The organism is Nitrospira defluvii (genome assembly GCF_905220995.1).
Classification (GTDB): Bacteria; Nitrospirota; Nitrospiria; order Nitrospirales; family Nitrospiraceae; genus Nitrospira_A; species Nitrospira_A defluvii_C.
In genome coordinates, this window is sequence record NZ_CAJNBJ010000021.1 from 1 (window position 1) to 18,870 (window position 18,870).

Below are 18,870 nucleotides of genomic sequence, written 5' to 3' on the forward strand. Positions count from 1 at the left end.
ATTGCCTCTGAGACGGTGTGGCTGGATCCGACCCGGCCGCCGGAGCGGCCCACGCCGGGCTATGTGCTCTCGGCGGCGGTGTTGGCCCGGGTCGCCCCCTTCGGCGCCGCCGGCCAGGCCCCGGCGCGCCGACGGCGACGGACCACAGCAGTCACGACATAATTCAATTGGGATGACACATCATGCCTGAACCGACCGCAGCCACCTATCGCTTCTACTCCTGGCTTCGCCAAGGACTCCTCGCGAGCCTCTCCGGTCCCGGCGCTTCCGGCCCGGCCACAGCAGGACGCCTTGCCCTCCCCGTCCGCCTCCGGGTGAACGACCGCGCGCCCATCGACGTCAACGTGCAACTCTATGGTCCCGGCGACATCACCGGCCTCGACGCGCGCGAGATCATTCGCACCGAACCGCATGCCCACATGACCGACTTCGAGCCGAACTATTTTCCGACCATCGAGTTCGATCGGCCCGACTTCCCATGGCTCTTCACCCCGGCGGCGGCCGACAGCGCGCGACGCCTCCGGCCATGGATCTGTTTGATCGTCGTTCCCAAGGAACGGGCCACGCTCAAGACCAACCAGCAGCGGCCTTTGCCCGCGCTCACCTGCGCCCTGGAAGACTTACCCGACCTCGACCAGTCCTGGGCCTGGGCCCATGCCCAGATCGTGGCGGAACAACGCTCGACGCCCGATCCTTCACCGCGCGCCACGTTGCAACAGATCCTCAACGACCATCCTGAACGCACGCTCTCGCGGCTGCTGGTGCCCCGGCGCCTCGATCCCAATACGCCCTACTACGCCTGCCTCGTGCCGACCTACGAGGTGGGTAGGAAAGCCGGTCTCGGCGAGCCGATCACGCCGGAAGACGAACAGGCCTTGAAACCGGCTTGGTCGAAGAACACTGCGGCCGGACCGGTCACGCTGCCGGTGTTTTTCCAGTGGGAGTTTCGAACCGGCCTCGCGGGAGACTTCGAATCGCTCGCACGCCGATTGAAAGCTCAGCCCCTTCCGTCCAGCGTGGGCTTGCGGCCGGTAGACATCCGGACTCCCGGCTGGGGCATGCCGACGTTGCCGCCTGGCGCACCGGGCAGCCTGTTGGATCTAGGTGGAGCCCTTCTGACTCCCGAGACCCAGCCGCGTGACTGGCCTGACCAACCGCGCAAGGCATTCCAACTGGCCCTCGGCGCCATCCTCAACGCGCCGGCAGCGATGGCCGGTACGAGCGGAGCCCCAGCACTCCTCGGCCCGCCTCTTTATGGGCAATGGTACGTAGATCGAGACAGCCTACCGCCCGCCGACCAGCCGCCGCACTGGTTCCGCGATCTGAATCTGGATCCGCGCCACCGCATCGCCGCCGGTATCGGCACCATGGTGATCCGCAACGAACAGGAGCCGTTGATGGCCTCGGCCTGGGATCAATTGGAACAGGAACGGCGGGATCGACAGCGGCTCAAGCGCGCGCAGCTGGCGGAGGCCGTCGGCGACAGTCTCTCGAAGAAACATTTCGCCGCGCTCGACCCGGCGAGACTGCTGCAACTCACGGGGCCCGCGCTGCAAGCATTGACGGGCATCGCCACGTCCCCCGCGACGCCGCCGACTGCCACCGACAAGCTGTTGTCCGGCCATCCGGCCGTGACCGGCGCCTTCCGTCGTCTGACCCGGATGAATGGGCCGATTACGTCCCACGCCGCCACATTCGACGCGCTTCGGCTCCCCGCCAACTCGCCCGCCTCGACGGCAGGACAGGCGTTTCGCCCGCTCATGCAATTTGCCATCGCGACCAAGCAGCGGCAGGCCCCGGCGCTGCGCGAGTGGTCGGAGCTGAAGGCGGACGTGCTGCGGCGCCTGGCCCCGAAGGAGGCGGTGTTGGCGGCGGTGAAACAGTCGATGCCTACCGTCGAGAATACGGAGCTGACGACCTTCGCGCCGACTTTCCCCCAGCCGATGTACGAACCATTGCGCGACTACGCACCGGACCTGCTGTTGCCCGGCATGGACCAGGTGCCGTCGAACACCATTGCGCTCCTGAAGACGAATCCCGAGCTGATCGAAGCCTACATGGTCGGACTCAACCACGAGATGAGCCGCGAACTCCTCTGGCGAGGGTTTCCGACCGATCAACGAGGCACCTACTTCCGGCAATTCTGGGACGCAGCCGGCGAGGAACTGCCCGCCACCGACGCAGAGCGGGAGTCCCGCTTCGACATCACGCGAATCACTTCCTGGCCGATGGACAGCCGCCTCGGTTCCCACAGCGCGCGTGGCTCGGCGGTCGGCCAGATGGTGCTCCTCATTCGCGGCGACCTCCTGCGGCGTTACCCACGCGCCATGGTCTATGCACTGGAAAGCGTCTGGTCTGCGGACGGCACGAGGCGTGAACTGGGTACGACGGAACGCTATCCGATTTTCCGCGCCACGCAGGCGCCCGATATCACCATGCTGGGGTTTCCGCTGACCGAAACGGACGTTCGTGGAGCCGACAACAAGGCCGGAGGACACCCGGGCTGGTTCTTCGTGCTGCAGGAGCAGCCGACGGAACCTCGATTCGGCCTGGATGTCGCCACGACCTATGGCGGCACGCCTGCCCATTGGCGCGACCTCACCTGGGGGCACCTGGCGCCGGACGAAGCCGCGCTCAAACAGATTGTCTATGTGCCGATCGACGGTCTGCTCAAGAACACTGTGGTCGATCAGATTCCCTGGGGAAAAAACTCGGCGCAGATGGCCACCATTACCAGACAGCCGCCCTTCCGCGTGGCGGTCCATGCGAGAACCTGGCTGCCGGCCCGGCAGTAGCAGCGGAAAGAGACGAGATCATGCCCTACTTTGAACAAGAGACCGCGCGACTCCAGACGGCCCTGCAGGCCTTGGCCGCGCAACAGACAACGTTGACGACACAACTCACCACCCAACAGCAGGCGGTGACGGCGGTGCAAACTCAGCGCGCCAACGCGCTGAACGGCGTGGCCCAGGCCCAAGCCCGCATTCCGCCGCTGCAGGCAGCCGCCGCCGCGGCAGACGCTCAGGTCGCGGAGGCACAACAGGATCTGCTCGATGCGTCGGAACCGCCGCAAGGCATTCCCCCGGCTGCCTGGAGAGCGCGCCTGGCCGCGCTCAGAAAACAACTCGCCCTAGCCCAGACCGCCGCGACCGCGGCCCATGCGAAGGTGACTGTCGCACAGCAGAGCGTGGCGCAAGCCCAGGCGCAAGTACGGGCCGCAGATGTCCAGGTTGCGGCGGCTACCGCTGCGGTGCAAGCCTCCCAGACCGCGATCGCCGCCCTCCAACCCCGCCGTCAGGAGCTCCAAGCGAAGCTCGCCGAGATCGAGCGCATGAACGCAGAGATCACACGCGACCCGCTGGCGAGAGAGGCCCTACAACAGGTGGCGGCAGACCTGTCGGCCCGCACGGCAACGCTGGAAGATTCTCTTCTGACGGCGCGGTTCGAGTTGGAGGACGCCGAGACGCTCCTCGCACGCGTGATCACCAGACGCAACGAATTGACGACGCTGCTCGCCGACCTCGCCAGACAAATTCCGGAAGCGGAGGCGCAGGCGACCGCAGCCCAGCAGGCGCTGGCGTCGGCCGAAGCCGAAGTCAGCACGCATTTGCAGGATGGGCCGTAGGTTTCAGTTAGGGAAAGGATCAGCCACGTGAGACCGATCTCTGAAGGACCAGATATTCCCGAACGGGTACCCCCGGCACTCCTCCGGGCATGGGCGACCAAACTCAGGCAACTACAGGTGGCCCACGATCGGGCCGTCGCGAGGGCCCAGGCTGCGCAACGGCGGGCCGCCCTGCTCATCAGGCAACGGGCGCTCCACCAGGCCGAATTGGCTCGGGTCAACGCCCAAATCACGGCCACGCAGGAGACGGTGACTCGCAAACGGGCCGAGGTCGCGGCCCTATCCGCGCAAGTCGATGAGCACCGAGCCGCACGCGATGCCGCAACGGCCAGACTGCTTGGCACGGATCGCCTCAGCGGTACGGTCGCCACGACCCATCCATTGTTGCTGTTTCCCGTCCGTGTAGAAACCAGGTTTGCCGCGAGACGGACAGGGCCGGGCACCGACCTTCTATTGCGCGTTTATCCCGACGACATCCATCTCGACAGCCACGAACCGGCTTTCACGGAAGAAGAAGAACGCCGCGGCAAAGAGTTTTGGGCCCATGTCGCCGCCGCGCCGACAGGCCCAGACCGGCAGGAGCACGTCAGGCAGGGTTGGCAACGGCTCACCGAACAATTCGGCACCACCCGCGCCGCCTGGATTGCCCATGTGCTCGACCCCGCTCAAGGCCGAACGGTCTCGCGTCGCAACGACAGTTGGACCCGCGCGCCCCACACGCAAGTTCTGCCTGATCGCTGGGTCGCCGTCGGCTATCGCGGCGATGCAGTGCGTGTCACCGCCTGGGGCAAGGCAATCCCAGAGACCGTGGCGGTCGGACCTGACCCAGGCAGCACAGGACCGCTCGGCAGCAATGGGTTGCCGCCTGTCGATGAGGGCATGAAGTGGATCACCGATTTCGACACCGCTGAATCCATCGGCATGGGACTTCGTATTCCCATCACGGAGGAAGACGCCAAGGCGGGATTCGATCGGATCGTGGTGCTGGGCCTCAAGGCGTCATGGGACGCCCCGACCACAGCCGGCCGGCTGGTCGAACTGTTCAACGCCCACCATTACACCGGCAGCCTGGCGCTCGTGGAGCAACAGGTGCCGACGAACAACACGGCGGAAGCCTCCGCCGGGTATCGCTCGACCGGGCGTGATGCGGCCGACAGCATGGGCGTCGAACTGGGTTCCTCGCTCATCCGTCCTGGCTCCGACGGCGAGCTCCTGGCGCAAACCCTGGGCCTACCGGCGGCCCTCTTCGCGCATGTCCGCGGCGCCGACGGAGCGGAACAGCGCCGGGCTTCCCTCATGCAGGCGGCCCTGCTCGCGCTCTGCGACAGTCCGCTCTTACGGCAACTGCTCGGCGCAGCCGGAGCGGATATGCTGCGTGACCACTTCACAAAGTACGTCCGTGCTCGTGGACCACTGCCGGTCTTGCGTATCGATAGCCAACCCTACGGCCTGCTGCCGGTGGCGGCACTCGACCGCTGGACCTCGACGACCGATCAGGACCAGGACAAGGTTCTAGCGACCTGGTGGCGCGCTCAACGACTGACACGACGCCGGCAAGTACCACAGGCCCTCCAGACCACGGTAGAGTCCAACCCCGTTGTGCTCCTGGCGCAGGAAGCGAACGCCTTTCGCTACACCTTGCGCGAATTTCCGGAGATCTCCACGCAGCAACCGCCTGTCCCGCAACGGCTCCTCTCCCCGGCCTTCCGGACGTTGTTGCTGACTCGCGCACTCTCGTCGCCGCACGAACCGGCCTGGGACGAATTGACCACCCTGCCCGAACCGGTTCGGCAACAGTTGCTCGCGGAGGTGATGGATCTGCTGACCTATCGAATCGACGCGTGGGGCACTTCGCTGGCGACACGACGGCTGGCGGTGATGCGGCAGACGGCACCCACCGGCATCAGGCTCGGCGCCTACGGCTGGGTCGAACAGGTCCGGCGCGCGGCACCGCTGCAACCGGTCCCGGCACTTCCGGCCGGTGTCCCTGCACCGCTCGTGCGCTCGGCACAAAACAAGGGCTTCGTCCACGCTCCCTCACTGGGGCATGCGGCAGCCGCTGCCGTGCTACGGAGCGGCTACCTCTCGCAGGAATCGAATCGCGCATCCGGCACCTCCCCCTTTGCCGTCGACCTGTCGTCTGAACGGGTCCATCGCGCCAAGTGGCTGCTCGACGGCGTACGCCAAGGTCAGTCCCTGACCGCCCTGCTCGGCTATCGATTCGAACGCCATCTCCACGATCGCGGCCTGGACCGCTACATCCAACGATTCCGCGCCCTCACCAGCTTCACCGCCACCGACCGCTTCGCCGACATCCGCGACACCCTCACGCGAGCTGAACGAGTAGCGAAAGAGGTGACCCTGCTGACGTCGCAACGTGACCAGGCCCAGCGCCGGGCTGAAGATGCCCGCGGCTTGAAGACCGAACGGGAGCGCCGCGCGGAGACCTATCGCGCCGAGTTGGGGACGATCGCCACGCTCGCGCAACAGGCGCAGGCCGCGCAGGCACAGGTGGCGCAGGCAGCCCAGGTACTGGCGCAACAACAGGCGGCGAAACCGCAGGGCAAGGTGATCCAACCGACCGTGCGGCGTTATGCCGTCCAATTATTGGAAGCGCGGGACTTGGATGAGTGGGACAACCGCGTGGAACAGCTGACCCAGACCCATGCCACCGCCCTGGCTCAGGCCGCCGCCGCACAGCAGCTCGTCAGCGCACGCGATAGCTCACGCCTCCTCGCGGAACGGGCCCAGGCCAAATTGCTCAACGCTGCCGATCCGGATTCCATTCCCGCCGCGCAACAGATGGCCGCACGACAAGAGACCCTCGCCGCAGAACTCGACCGTCAAGCGCTCGCGAAGGAAGGAGGGCAACGTGGCAAGGCCATGGCCGACCTCATCGCCGCGAGAGCCGCACTCACAACTCGCCTCGCCGCGCAATGGAATGAGGCACTGAAGTCGCTGCCGGCTGCCGCCGTCGTCGATGGGCTGGCCCTGCACCGGCGATGGACCGCGAGCCAGCAACGCCAAGCCCCACAAACGCCCTGGGATGTCACCACCGTGCCGTTCGGCAACGCGACCTTGGGGTTTCCACCGCCCGGCAGCGCGGACTTCACGGCGCTGGTGGAGGCGCTGAAGGCACTCGACGATCTAGTCGACTCCGTGGGTGACAGTGTCGTAGCCGAGAGTGTGTATCAGCTCGTGCAAGGCAATCCGCTGCGCTCCGGCGCCACGTTGGATGCCATCGCTGCTGGTGAAGTACCGCCGCCGGAGCTGGACGTGATCCGCACGCCGAGGAGCGGCATCGGGCTGACCCATCGCCTCTGCACGCTGTTCCCCGCGACCGACAGCACGGCACCGCCCGGCTGGCCGACGAATAGCCCATCGGCACGCGCCCAGGCCGAACCGATTCTCACTGCCTGGGTCGCAACGTTACTCCCGAACCCGGCCCAGGTCCGTTGCAAGGCGGACTACGTCCATGAGCAGAGCGGACAGGTCTATCAGACCATTGAAAGCGCGCTGACCTCGCTTGGACTGACGCCGCTGGATGCCGTCTACCTGGCTGAGGGCAACACCCGGGCGCAGCAGGCAGAGCTGGAGCAACGTTGGCGATTCGTGCTGCAGCAGACCCGTCCCGCGACCGTCCCGCCGGATGCGATCATTCGACTGCAGTTCGGCCGCGACCATGGATGGGCTGCGGAGATCGTCAGTGTGAGCGAATGGTGCGAGGTCGCGACCACGCTGCGCCGACTGCTCAGCAACGCCCGCTCGCTCGACGGCCGCGATCTGTCATTGCCCGAATCGCCTGCCGACTCCGGGCTCAACCATGACGAGTTCGCCGGCCGCGCGAGCCGCGCGTCGCAAGCTTTAACCGATGCGCGCGCTAGGCTCAACAGCCTCCTGCCGCCGCCCTCTTCGGATGACCTGACTGCCGACCTCGACGAGGTTCGCCGCGCCCTCTTCAGCTTGGCAAGCTTCGGCATACCGAGCGCAGTTCCGATGGACATTGGCGGCACGGGACCGGAAGCGCGATCGATGCTCCTGACTCAGGCGCGGTCTGTGGTGCTCGAAGCCCAACGGCGCGTAGACCGTATCGCCGAATCGGACCAGGGCTTTGTGCGCGCGAATGCCACGCCGGAGGAACGGCGCGATCACGACCTGGCTCGATTCCGCATCATCTTCGGCCAAGATTTCCTGGCGCTGCCCCGAATGACCGCAGCCAATGCCGCTCAACTGAACGAGACGTTCGCCGCCGGCCTCTCGCTCCAAGGGCAAGATCCGATGGCCGCCGTCACCTGGTTCCAGCGTGCCGCCTATGTGAGGCCTGGCGCGACGCGCTTGAACGAAGCCATGCTGTACGCCGAAACCGTTGGCAGTGCCGCGCTCCGTTTTCAGGTCGGACAACTCCCCTATCAGGCGCAGGATCGCTGGGTCGCCCTCCTGCCAGCACCGGACCAACCGTTTCCACGCGGACGCCTCTCCCTCGTCGCGCAGATATCTTCGGCACAACCGCTCCGTTTCGATCAACCCTTCGCCGGTCTCTTGATCGACGAATGGGTGGAGACCGTGCCGAGCCCCAACGAAACGACGGGTGTGACCTTTCACTACGATCAACCCAACAACGCACCCCCGCAGGCGTTGCTGCTCGCCGTTCCGGCGGACCGGCGGGCAACGTGGGACCTGAACAGCCTTGAAGCCGTCCTGCAGGAGACGATGGACTTGGCCAGACTCCGCGCCGTGGCACCCGACAGCGGGGATGAATTGATCTGGGTGGAAGATCAACTACCGGAAGGCGCCACACCATTGGGAGACGGCGAGACCTGGACCTGGATTCGTATGAAACCGGAACCGCTCTCCGGGACACGCGCCCATCAATCGGTGGTCGCCGCCGGGATGCACCAACATTATTTCCAAGGTGCCAAGGCCGCGTTGTTCGTCAGCGTGGGAGACCGCCTCTTCTCCCACATCTATCTCGATCCCGCGCGGATGCCGCGACAGGTCATGTTGCAATGGCATGACGGCAGTTGGGATCATCGCGCTTACTGGGGTGAGAACCTCATTCCATGGGGCACCGACAATACGGTCAGTCGCCAGTACATGGGGCCCCTGCCGCCGCCAGGCCGGTGGGTGCGTCTCGAAGTGCCTGCCGCAACCGTGGGGCTCGAGGGACGGATCGTGGACGGCATGGCCTTCACCCTGTTCGACGGCACGGCCACGTGGGATCGCGCCGGCAAACGCGCGTTGCAGCCGGTTGGTTCCGGAGAGCAGGACCCATCGGCACCGGCGCTGCTGTTTACCGGCGGCAGCCTCGACTTCACCAGCGTGATCGACCCAGCGATAGGAGCATAACCATGCCCTCCCGAATCAGACTCGACCTCAGCACCCACAACCCCGACTTGCAAGACGGGTTGCAAGCGCGCATCCACGATCCGCTCTGGATGCTGGGACGCCAATGGCAGTTCGGCGAGTTCAACGGGGCGGATGCCGGATCGCCAGCCGCCGCGCAGGTGATCGTGGACACGGCCGCCGTCACTCGTTATCAACCGGGCCCACGTTCCGGCCCGCATCCTGCAAGACCTTACGCAGCCGCCGCCTTGGCGTTGGAAACCCTGGTTGAAGCGGAACCAGTGACGGGCGACTCGCGCCCCAACTGGCGGCTGGCGGCCGAATCAGGGCGGCATCTGCTGCGGCTGCTGGAGACGGCCCGGCTCGGCCCCACCCGCGCCCAGTGGTTAGCGAGCAGCTACGTCCTGGCGGCTCCAACTGCTGAGCAGGTCAAGCAGATCGACGCGGCAAGCCTGTCATTCATCCGCGTACTGGCCGGCCGCACCGTCGATGGGCTACGGTTCGCCGCGCGCCTGAGAGTGCTGCAGGCCGCGAACACGTTGAATGACGTGTTTCGCGAATCGCCGTTCGACCAGGTGACCGAGGTGGACCGCCCCAAATTGCTCGCCACTCTCACCGCCTGGCTGACTTGGCTGGACGGTCTGTTCCAACAGGGCGCCGCCCCTTCCGCCTGGATTCCTGAACGGATGGAATACGCCCTCAGTGTCTCCGCCAAGACGACATCGAGCGAAGTAGTGCTGACGGCGCCGGAATATCTGGATGGGCGACTGGACTGGTTCTCGTTCACGACCAGTTCAGGAAACAGTCTGGGCGCTACCGAAAGCCGCACATCGCTGACAGAGGCCTTTCTCCCCGCGCCGGTCTCCTTTCGCGGCATGCCCTCAGCCCGCTTGTGGGAATTCGAGGACGGCGCGGTGAATTTTGCGAGCGTCCAGGCCGCGCCACAGGACCTGGCGCGATTGCTGCTCGTGAAGTTCGCACTGGAATACAGCAACGATTGGTTCCTGCTGCCGCTCGAACTTCCCGTCGGCACCGTCTCACAGGTCCGCGCGCTCGTCGTCACCAACACGTTCGGCGAACGGTTCCTCATTTCCCACACGACCGAAGTGGATGGCCCCACGTCGCCCTGGCGCATGTTCAATCTGACGAACGATACCCTGAAATTGTTCTTCCTGCCGCCGGTGCTGGGCCCGCTGCTGGAAAGTCAGCCGGTGGAGGACGTGTCGTTGTTAAGGGATGAAATGGCCAACGTGGCCTGGGCCGTCGAGCGGGTCGTTGAAAGCGCCGCTGGTCGGCCGTTGGATCGTCATGAAGCCTATCAAGAGACGTTGGCGGCGCAGCCGGCCCCACCAGCCGCCGGCAGTGAAGGCGATCCATTGATCTACAGGCTCGGCACGACGGTACCCGACTATTGGATTCCGTTGCTCCCGGTCAAGGACGGCAATGCCTTGCGACTCAAGCGTGGAGTACTCCCGGCATTCGGCGAGGGCGGCATTCAGGGGGTGCACCGTCCAAAGGGACGACTCCTCGAACCCGACCGAGAACTCTTGCTGTTCGAGGAGGAAGTTCCCCGCGAAGGCGCGCGCGTCACCAGGACCTATCAATATGCGCGCTGGATCGACGGCTCGACGCATCTGTGGATCGGCCGACGCAAGAGACCAGACAGAGGGGAAGGCTCAAGCGGACTGCAATTCGATGTGGTGGGGAAGAGGGACAAGTTAGCTTAGTCCCTAATTAAGGATTCCGTGAGATCTCTTTCGGTTCCCTGGCCTGATCGCCATGATCACTTGCAAGCTCACTGGGACGACTGGTAAGGCAGTGAAGGCACATGTGCTGCCAAGAGCATTCTGCGAACTTGGAGAGAGTGATGCCGGACCGTACAAGTCAGTCACCAATGCGACCAATGTCTTCCCAAAGAAGATTCCCGTCGGTCTGTACGACAAGACTATGGTCACAGAAGAAGGCGAACGCACTTTTCAACTTTTGGACGACTACGGAACTCGATTGCTTCTAAAAAGTGAACCCGCTTTCCAGCCGTTTCCGCAAACAGAAAATATGCTCGGTTGGACATTGGCGAACTATGACTACCCGACGCTGAAACTCTTCGCACTATCTATTCTCTGGCGTGTACACGCATCAACATTTCCGGAATTCAAAAAAGTCCAGCTAGGTCCGCATGAGGCTAGAGTCAGACATCTCTTGCTGAGCGCTACCCCTGGTGCACCAGAAGATTATTCTGTGGTGATTGTGAAATGGATCGATGAAGAATTTGGCCCCGTGTTTATGGATCACTTTCGAGAGACGTATGATGGTCTAAACTAGTATCGGATTTACCTAGGCCGGTATGTGCTGTACTTCAAGGTTGATCAAAGACCGACGAATGCGGCCTTTCGTGATTTCCAATTGGGGCAGAATACCAAACTGGTCATCATCTCGCGCGACTTGAAGAAAAGCAAAGAGTGGCTCCTAATGCAAAAAATCGCAAGGCTAAATGCTGGCAAGCTCGATAACAGTAAAACCTTGTGACGGCATTTAGACAGTTCTCTCGCCTTATACAGACCTGGACGCCCCCACCCAAAGAACGAAAGAATCTTAAACAGAGGTCCTACCGCTCTTTGATGTCACGGGCTTTCTCCTTTTTCCCCGAGGCGCATTACAAACGGTCAGTCAGCATCTTGTCCCAGCAGGAAAAAAGATTCGTGCAATCCTGCCACCTTTGCTAATCGATCAACATCCTCCTCCAAATGTTACGGCCCCGAAAACACCTCGCAGGAATAAATCTGTCAGCCAAAAACCTACGCCCCCATGGATTTCCCCAGGTCTCTATCCTACTCATGCCTACAGACATTTCTCAGATCAGTGCTACGGTTACAAAGACACGATGATGACACTCGACTTCAGACTCCTCAGGTCCGTAGGGATCGCCGGCCTGGTCCTTGTCGCCGGCTGTCTGGCCGGCATTTCCTGTTCAGATCTCATCCGCCGTTCCTTCAGATTGACGCCCTCTTCAGATGAATCCGCGCCCGCATCCTCCGGCATCGCCGTGAACCAACCGCGAGGCGTGACCTCTGTGAATGACGGTCAGGACCGCGATGTCTACATCGCCATTTGGCCACTGAGTCCCGCTGGACCCTACGTCGGCTGGGCCAGATACAAAACGAGGGAGTGAGAATTCTCATGACCAATTTAACGTCGACACTGAAGCTACAGCATTTATTCATCTCGAACTTGTTGGAAGCGGCGCAGTGGATTGGTGTTGAAAAACTGCAAGCGCAGAGGAAACTGAGGGCGGCGAAAACACACCTCGTGGCGCACTTCAAATTGGAAGACACGCACTTGTACCCGGTCTTGTTCGAAGCTGCCGAATACAATGCGGACCTGAAGCGCACGTTGGACTTCCTTGCGAAAGATATGGCAGGCGTCTCGAAAGAGGTGATGCGCTTTCTTGAGCAGTGCCACCACGGTGACACGCACCAGCAACCGACACAGGACATCGGCAACATCCTCTTTCTGCTACAGACACGCATACGTCGAGAGGAAGACACGCTGTACGATGAATTCGATAGGCTTAAGGCTGCAGCTCGAACCATGGTCGCAGTACAGATACCCGATTCCCGGCTTTCTCTATGGGCTTCCTCTCCTTCAATTCAGCACATGTGAGCGACGACATCCCCACGATGAAGTCCAAGCTCGCTCTCAATTACTCGACGACCGAACCATCGGCAAATCGCCCCTGACTGAAATCACGGATATGCTGAGAGAAGAACGACCCGATGTCAGGTCGGACGAAGAACGAAGCCATCATTGAGGCACTGGAGTCAGCCGGCTATCAAGACATCAGGCTGAAAGTGGTCCCCAAACGCTTTCTGTTTAGCAATGGCCGGTGTCAAGCAGAACTAGAATTCTCAAGGAACTATTTTGACGACACCACGCTCGTCACGCTCCAAGGCCTGATGCAAGAAACAATTCTCCCTGCCATCAAGCAGCAGCTGGGGAAGAGGGTGTATGTGGACGCCCGCGGGATTCGCATCACTCCTTCGACGCATAGCCGAGCGGACAAATGCTAGTGGTTCTCCCTCGATGATGATCCCGTCACCAGATTGGTCAGGAGTTCCGGAAACCATCCAGCGCCGGAACCGGATCCTGGCAACACCAACTTCTCACAAGTGCAGGATTCTACGTTCCCACTGTTTGATCACCAACAGTCTGAACCAACGTGTGTTTGACACTCTCGTCGCAGGGCGATATCGTGAGACATGCTCGCTCGTCTGTTCACAGCCTTGTCGCTCGCGACCCTGGCAATCCTCTTCAAGCGCCTCGTGATACGCAAACCGCCGGCCCGCCCGTACCGCAAAGCTGAGTCCAAGTGGCCCAGCCGAAGCTACCGCGAACCGTCCTGAAAGCTGCCGAGGCGTCTGCAAAAGACCTTTCCTACGACTGTCCTCTACCCCTGCAACCGACTCCAGAGCTTCTCCAGCGTTTTGACGAACGCCTTGCATTCCTGCTCGCTCAGTTCTGAAAACAGTTCCGCCACCTGCTCTTTGTATTCCGTACAACGGGGCGAGAGCTCGGTCATGACGTTGTCCGAGAGTTCGATGACGGTGGCCCGGCGATCCGTGGGATGTCGCCTCCGCACGACCAGTCCGTCTTTCTCCAGCGAATCGACCAGCGCCGTCACGTTCGTCGCCGTGACGCCAAGCTCCTTCTTCAGGTCGCTCATGATCCTAGGCCCGCGTTCATGAATCAAGCCGAGAATGCGTAACCGCTGCGGAGACAACCCTTTCTCCACCAAGAGCGATTCCGACCACCGCTGATAGGCCGGGGCAAAGCTCCATAAGAGCTCAACCAACCGGTGCCGGGGCAACGTGGAGATACACGGCGAGACGCAAGCCGCTTTCTTAGCCCTGACTCGCGGGGCAACTGTGACACGTTTCATCGTACAGACACGGTACTTCAACAACGCGACACCTTTCAATCCTAAATTATTCATAACTGCATCATTCATATATTGACTATGTTTCGAAGCGTGCCGGATACTGCACGACAAGGGGTGAGGCACAACACCCGATGAATTCTTACGCTGACAGTCATCGTTCACCATCGATATTCCAACAGGTACATCATGCGCTCTATCCGATATACGTCATGCCTGCTGGCAGTGCTGCTGGCGGCGGCGGGCTGCAACAACGAACAGGCCAGCAGCGGCGGTCAGGCGCCTCCGCCCCCTGAGGTCGGGGTCGCACAGGTGATCTCCAAGCCGGTGCAACAATGGGACGAATATACGGGCCGCATCAGCGCCATCGACACGGTCGAGTTACGACCACGCGCCAGCGGCTACGTGCAGAAAGTCGCCTACAAGGAAGGCCAGGATGTGAAACAGGGCGATCTGATGTTCCTGATCGACCCCCGTCCCTACCGCGCTGCCTTGGAAAATGCTCAGGCCCAACTGGCACGGGCGCGCGTGGCGCAACAGTTGGAGACCATCCGCAACAAGCGCGCCCAGGCCTTGATCACCGATAACGCGATCTCGCACGAAGAACTCGACTTGCGGCGTGCCGCGCAGGCGCAAAGCGCGGCGGACGTCCACGCTGCCGAGGCTGCGGTGGCCACCGCCAAGCTCAACCTGTCCTTCACCGAGGTACGAGCCCCGGTCTCTGGACGGGCAAGCCGGGCATTGGTGACCGTCGGCAATCTCGCAACCGCCGACGACACCCTGCTGACGACGGTGGTATCGCAAGACCCGATGTACGTCTATTTTGATGCCGACGAAGACAGCTACTTGCGCTACAGAGAGCAGGAACGCAAGAACGAGCGCAGCGCGCAGGACAATGCCGTCCACGTCGGCCTCGCCAACGAAACCGGCTATCCACATAGCGGCAGGGTCGATTTTCTCGACACCCAGGTGAATCCCACCCTCGGCACCGTGCGCGCCCGCGCCGTGTTGCCCAATCCCGACCGCATCTTTACCCCAGGCCTCTTCGCACGAGTGCGATTCGTCAGCGGCCAGAAGGCCCAGGCCCTCTTGGTCGACGACAAGGCCATTCTCACCGACCAGGATCGCAAATATGTGTATGCGGTCGACAAAGAGGGAAAGGCGCAACGCAAAGATGTCGTGCTGGGAGGCATGGTCGACGGGTTGCGCGTGGTGCAATCCGGTCTCGCGCCGGATGACCGTATTGTTGTGGTCGGCCTGCAAAAAGTTTTCTACCCCGGCATGCCGGTCGCACCAGCGGAAGTGCCAATGGACAAGCCCTCGGCGCCAGCCGCTCCCCAAGCCTTGGCCGGGAAGTAGGGAGCGCCGGCCATGGACTTTTCCAAATTTTTCATCGATCGGCCAATCTTCGCCGCGGTGCTGTCGATTGTGATCTTCGCCGCCGGGTTGATCGCCATTCCCATTCTTCCGATCAGCGAATACCCCGAAGTCGTCCCACCGGCTGTCATCGTGCGCGCGATCTATCCGGGCGCCAACCCCAAGGTGATCGCCGAAACCGTGTCGACGCCCCTGGAAGAGCAAATCAACGGCGTCGAGAACATGATGTATATGAAGTCGGTCGCCGGTTCCGACGGCGTGTTGCAGATGACCATCACCTTCCGTCCCGGCACCGATCCGGATGCGGCCCAAGTGCAGGTGCAGAACCGTGTCAGCCAGGCGCTTTCACGGCTGCCGTCCGAAGTGGTGAGCCTAGGCGTCACGACGCAGAAACAGTCGCCCACCTTCTTGGTGATGGTGCAGCTCCTGTCACCGGAGGGCAAATACGACGCGCTCTACCTGCGCAACTACGCCAACATCAAAATCAAAGATGAACTGGCGCGCCTGCCCGGTGTCGGCCAGGTGCAGATTTTCGGCAGCGGCGACTATGCGATGCGCATCTGGCTCAACCCCGACAAGATCGCCTCGCGCGGGATGACCGCCAGCGACGTCGTCGCGGCCGTGCGGGAGCAAAACATCCAAGTCTCGGCCGGGCAGCTCGGCGCGGAACCGATCGCCAAAGACACCGACTTTCTCATTTCCATCAATGCCCAAGGACGACTGCGCACGGCTCAGGAGTTCGGCAATGTCGTGTTGAAAATCGGCGCAGGCGGGGAAGTCGTCCGCCTTTCGGACGTGGCGCGTATCGAACTTGGCGCCAACGACTATACCTTGCGAGGACAACTCGATAATCAAGATGCGCCGCCCATCGGCATCTTCCAGGCTCCCGGCGCAAACGCGCTGACCGTCCGCGATGCCGTGATCGCCAAAATGGAAGAACTCAAGACACGCTTTCCCCCCGGCCTCACCTACCGCTCGGACTACGACACCACAGTGTTCGTGCGTGATTCCATCCAGGCCGTCGTCCAGACGTTGATGGAAGCGATTCTGCTGGTCGTGCTGGTGGTCATTCTCTTCCTGCAAACGTGGCGCGCCTCGATCATTCCGCTGATCGCCGTGCCTGTTTCGGTAGTCGGCACCTTTGCCGCGCTGTATCTCTTTGGTTTTTCGATCAATACCCTCACTCTCTTCGGCCTCGTCCTCGCGATCGGCATCGTGGTGGACGACGCAATCGTGGTGGTGGAAAACGTCGAACGCAACATCGAAGAGGGCCGCACGCCGCTCCAGGCGGCACACCAAGCGATGCAGGAAGTCTCGGGCCCGATCGTCGCGATCGCGCTCGTGTTGTGTGCCGTGTTCGTGCCAATGGCCTTCCTGAGCGGCGTGACCGGCCAGTTCTACAAACAATTTGCCGTGACGATTGCCATTTCGACCGTCATCTCGGCCATCAATTCACTGACCCTTTCGCCGGCCCTGGCCGCGAAACTCCTCAAAAGCCACGACACACCGAAGGATGCCCTTTCGCGATTGATCGAACGTCTCTTCGGCTGGGTATTCCGGTCCTTTAATCGCTTTTTCAAAGCCGGTTCCAGCGGGTATCAGGGTACCGTCTCGCGTACGTTGAAACATCGCGGTTCTGTCTTTGCCCTGTATGCCCTGCTGTTGGTCGTCACAGGCATGCTTTTCCAAGCGGTGCCTCGCGGCTTCATTCCCACCCAGGACAAGTTGTATCTGATGGCCGGGGTGAAACTGCCGGAGGGCGCCTCGCTTGACCGCACGGATGCGGTGCTGCGGCAAGTCGTCGCGATCAGTAAGACCGTGGACGGCATCGCCCACGTGGTGGCCATGACAGGCCTGAATCCGCTGCAGTTTACGAACACGCCAAACTACGGCATCGCCTTTCTCATCTTGAAGCCGTTCGACGAACGCCACCGCAGCGCCAAGGAAATCAGCGAGGAGATGAATCACAAGATCTCCGCCATCAAGGAAGGCATCACCTTCGTGTTGATGCCGCCGCCGATTCTCGGTCTCGGCAACGGCGCGGGGTATGGGCTCTTCGTGGAAGACCGGGCCGGACTCGGCTTCGGGGCGCTGCAAAATGCGGTCGGCAGCCTGCAGGGAGCCGTCATGCAAACGCCGGGAATGGGCTACCCGATTTCCGGTTATCAGGCCAATGTGCCGCAGCTCGACGCCGAGGTGGACCGCGTCAAGACTAAGACACAGGGCATTGCATTGACGGATCTGTTCGCCACCATGCAGATCTACCTTGGTTCGGCCTACGTCAATGACTTCAATTTGTTCGGCCGCACCTGGCGCGTGTATGCGCAAGCCGACGGCGATTTTCGCGGAAAGGTCGAGGACATCGCGAATCTTAAAACGCGGAATGACCGCGGCGAAATGGTCCCGATCGGTTCAATGGTGAAATTCAGCCAAACGTATGGGCCTGATCCCGTGCTGCGCTACAACGGCTATCCTGCCGCGGATTTCATGGGAGAGGCCGATCCCACCAAGTTCTCGTCGGCACAGGCGATGGACACGATTCGCGACATCGCCGGCAAGGTACTACCGAACGGCATGACCATCGAATGGACCGATTTGAGCTTTCAGGAAGCGTCACAAGGAAAGGCGGCGCTGCTGGTCTTTCCCGTGGCCATCTTGCTGGCCTTTCTTGTCCTCGCCGCCCTCTACGAATCGTGGACCTTGCCGCTGGCGGTCATCCTGATCGTGCCGATGTGCATGCTCTGCGCGCTCGCGGGCGTGAAACTCACCGGCGGCGACAACAATACGTTCGTGCAGGTCGGTTTGGTTGTCTTGATGGGGTTGGCGTGCAAGAACGCGATTCTGATCGTCGAATTCGCGCGCGAGTTGGAGTTGCAAGGGAAGGGCATCGTCGAGGCGGCACTCGAAGCCTGCCGCCTGCGGTTACGCCCAATCGTGATGACGTCGGTCGCCTTCATTGCGGGCACGATCCCGCTCGTGCTCTCTCACGGGGCCGGCGCGGAGGTGCGTTCGGCCACAGGCGTCACCGTGTTCGCCGGCATGATCGGCGTGACCCTGTTCGGCTTGTTTCTGACACCGGTGTTTTATGTGGGCCTGCGTATGCTGTCCGGACGCAAGCTGATCCGGCACGATGAATCAATGCAGCACGAAGCGTTGGAGGGCGCGTCTGGGCAGGTCGATCGTCCCTGTTAATGTATCCATTGCCTCATACTTCGCGTCTACCGCTGATGGTGCTCTCCTTCTCAGACAACTCTTAACCAGGACAGAGACCTTTCTTCGACGATTGGTCGCCCTGGCTCTGCATGACGAACTCATTGGAACAGATGTCGAGACTGATCAAGGAGCACCACAACCTCCCCACCACTCAACCGAGCGGCCGCCGCCCCTTTTGACTTTTCAAGACTATGCAGCCGCCCCTTATCTCTGCACTCCGCTTCACCTGTCCCCATTTAGTCATCCAAGACCGCTTCACCTGTTCACGCCTGAAATGATTGCCTGGAAGGGCAATCCTGACCTACGCGAGACAAACGAACCAACCGATTCACTCGACAAATCAGACGCCGCCCGAATCAGTACGTGGTGCGGGTCTGCA

General features: G+C 62.0%; 10 protein-coding genes. 9 read left to right on the forward strand and 1 reads right to left on the reverse strand.

What is annotated here, in order from left to right; all coding sequences use genetic code 11:
• The first annotated feature begins 182 nt into the window (after positions 1-182).
• The 7 genes from KJA79_RS21640 to KJA79_RS21670 all read left to right on the forward strand — a co-directional run bounded on the left by KJA79_RS21640 (position 183) and on the right by KJA79_RS21670 (position 13,035).
• A complete protein-coding gene (locus KJA79_RS21640; protein ID WP_213044186.1) occupies positions 183-2,795 on the forward strand; it encodes a hypothetical protein in 2,613 nt (870 codons plus the stop codon).
• Positions 2,796-2,815: 20 nt separating this feature from the next.
• Positions 2,816-3,625, forward strand: a complete 810-nt coding sequence (locus tag KJA79_RS21645) for a hypothetical protein (RefSeq protein WP_213044187.1) — start codon at positions 2,816-2,818, stop codon at positions 3,623-3,625.
• Positions 3,626-3,652: 27 nt separating this feature from the next.
• Positions 3,653-8,971, forward strand: coding sequence for a hypothetical protein (locus tag KJA79_RS21650; protein WP_213044188.1), 5,319 nt, complete (start codon positions 3,653-3,655; stop codon positions 8,969-8,971).
• Positions 8,972-8,973: 2 nt separating this feature from the next.
• Positions 8,974-10,695: a hypothetical protein gene (locus KJA79_RS21655; protein WP_213044189.1), complete on the forward strand. Its 1,722-nt coding sequence runs from the start codon at positions 8,974-8,976 to the stop codon at positions 10,693-10,695.
• Positions 10,696-10,747: 52 nt separating this feature from the next.
• A complete protein-coding gene (locus KJA79_RS21660; protein ID WP_213044190.1) occupies positions 10,748-11,290 on the forward strand; it encodes a hypothetical protein in 543 nt (180 codons plus the stop codon).
• Positions 11,291-12,145: 855 nt separating this feature from the next.
• Positions 12,146-12,628 carry a hypothetical protein gene (locus tag KJA79_RS21665; protein ID WP_213044191.1) on the forward strand — a complete coding sequence of 161 codons (483 nt, stop codon included), beginning with the start codon at positions 12,146-12,148 and terminating at the stop codon, positions 12,626-12,628.
• 113 nt (positions 12,629-12,741) lie between these two features.
• On the forward strand, positions 12,742-13,035 hold the full coding sequence (locus tag KJA79_RS21670) for a hypothetical protein (protein ID WP_213044192.1): 294 nt from the start codon (positions 12,742-12,744) through the stop codon (positions 13,033-13,035).
• A gap of 377 nt (positions 13,036-13,412) precedes the next feature.
• Here KJA79_RS21670 and KJA79_RS21675 read toward each other — a convergent pair whose 3' ends face one another.
• Positions 13,413-13,973 (reverse strand): MarR family winged helix-turn-helix transcriptional regulator, encoded by a 561-nt coding sequence (locus tag KJA79_RS21675; RefSeq protein WP_213044193.1) that lies wholly within the window; start codon positions 13,971-13,973, stop codon positions 13,413-13,415.
• Between the two features lie 117 nt (positions 13,974-14,090).
• Between KJA79_RS21675 and KJA79_RS21680 the strand changes: the two genes are divergently transcribed.
• Entirely contained in the window at positions 14,091-15,260 is a 1,170-nt protein-coding gene (locus KJA79_RS21680; protein ID WP_213044194.1) for an efflux RND transporter periplasmic adaptor subunit, read from the forward strand.
• A gap of 12 nt (positions 15,261-15,272) precedes the next feature.
• Positions 15,273-18,470, forward strand: a complete 3,198-nt coding sequence (locus tag KJA79_RS21685; protein WP_213044195.1) for an efflux RND transporter permease subunit — start codon at positions 15,273-15,275, stop codon at positions 18,468-18,470.
• The last annotated feature ends 400 nt before the right edge of the window (positions 18,471-18,870 follow it).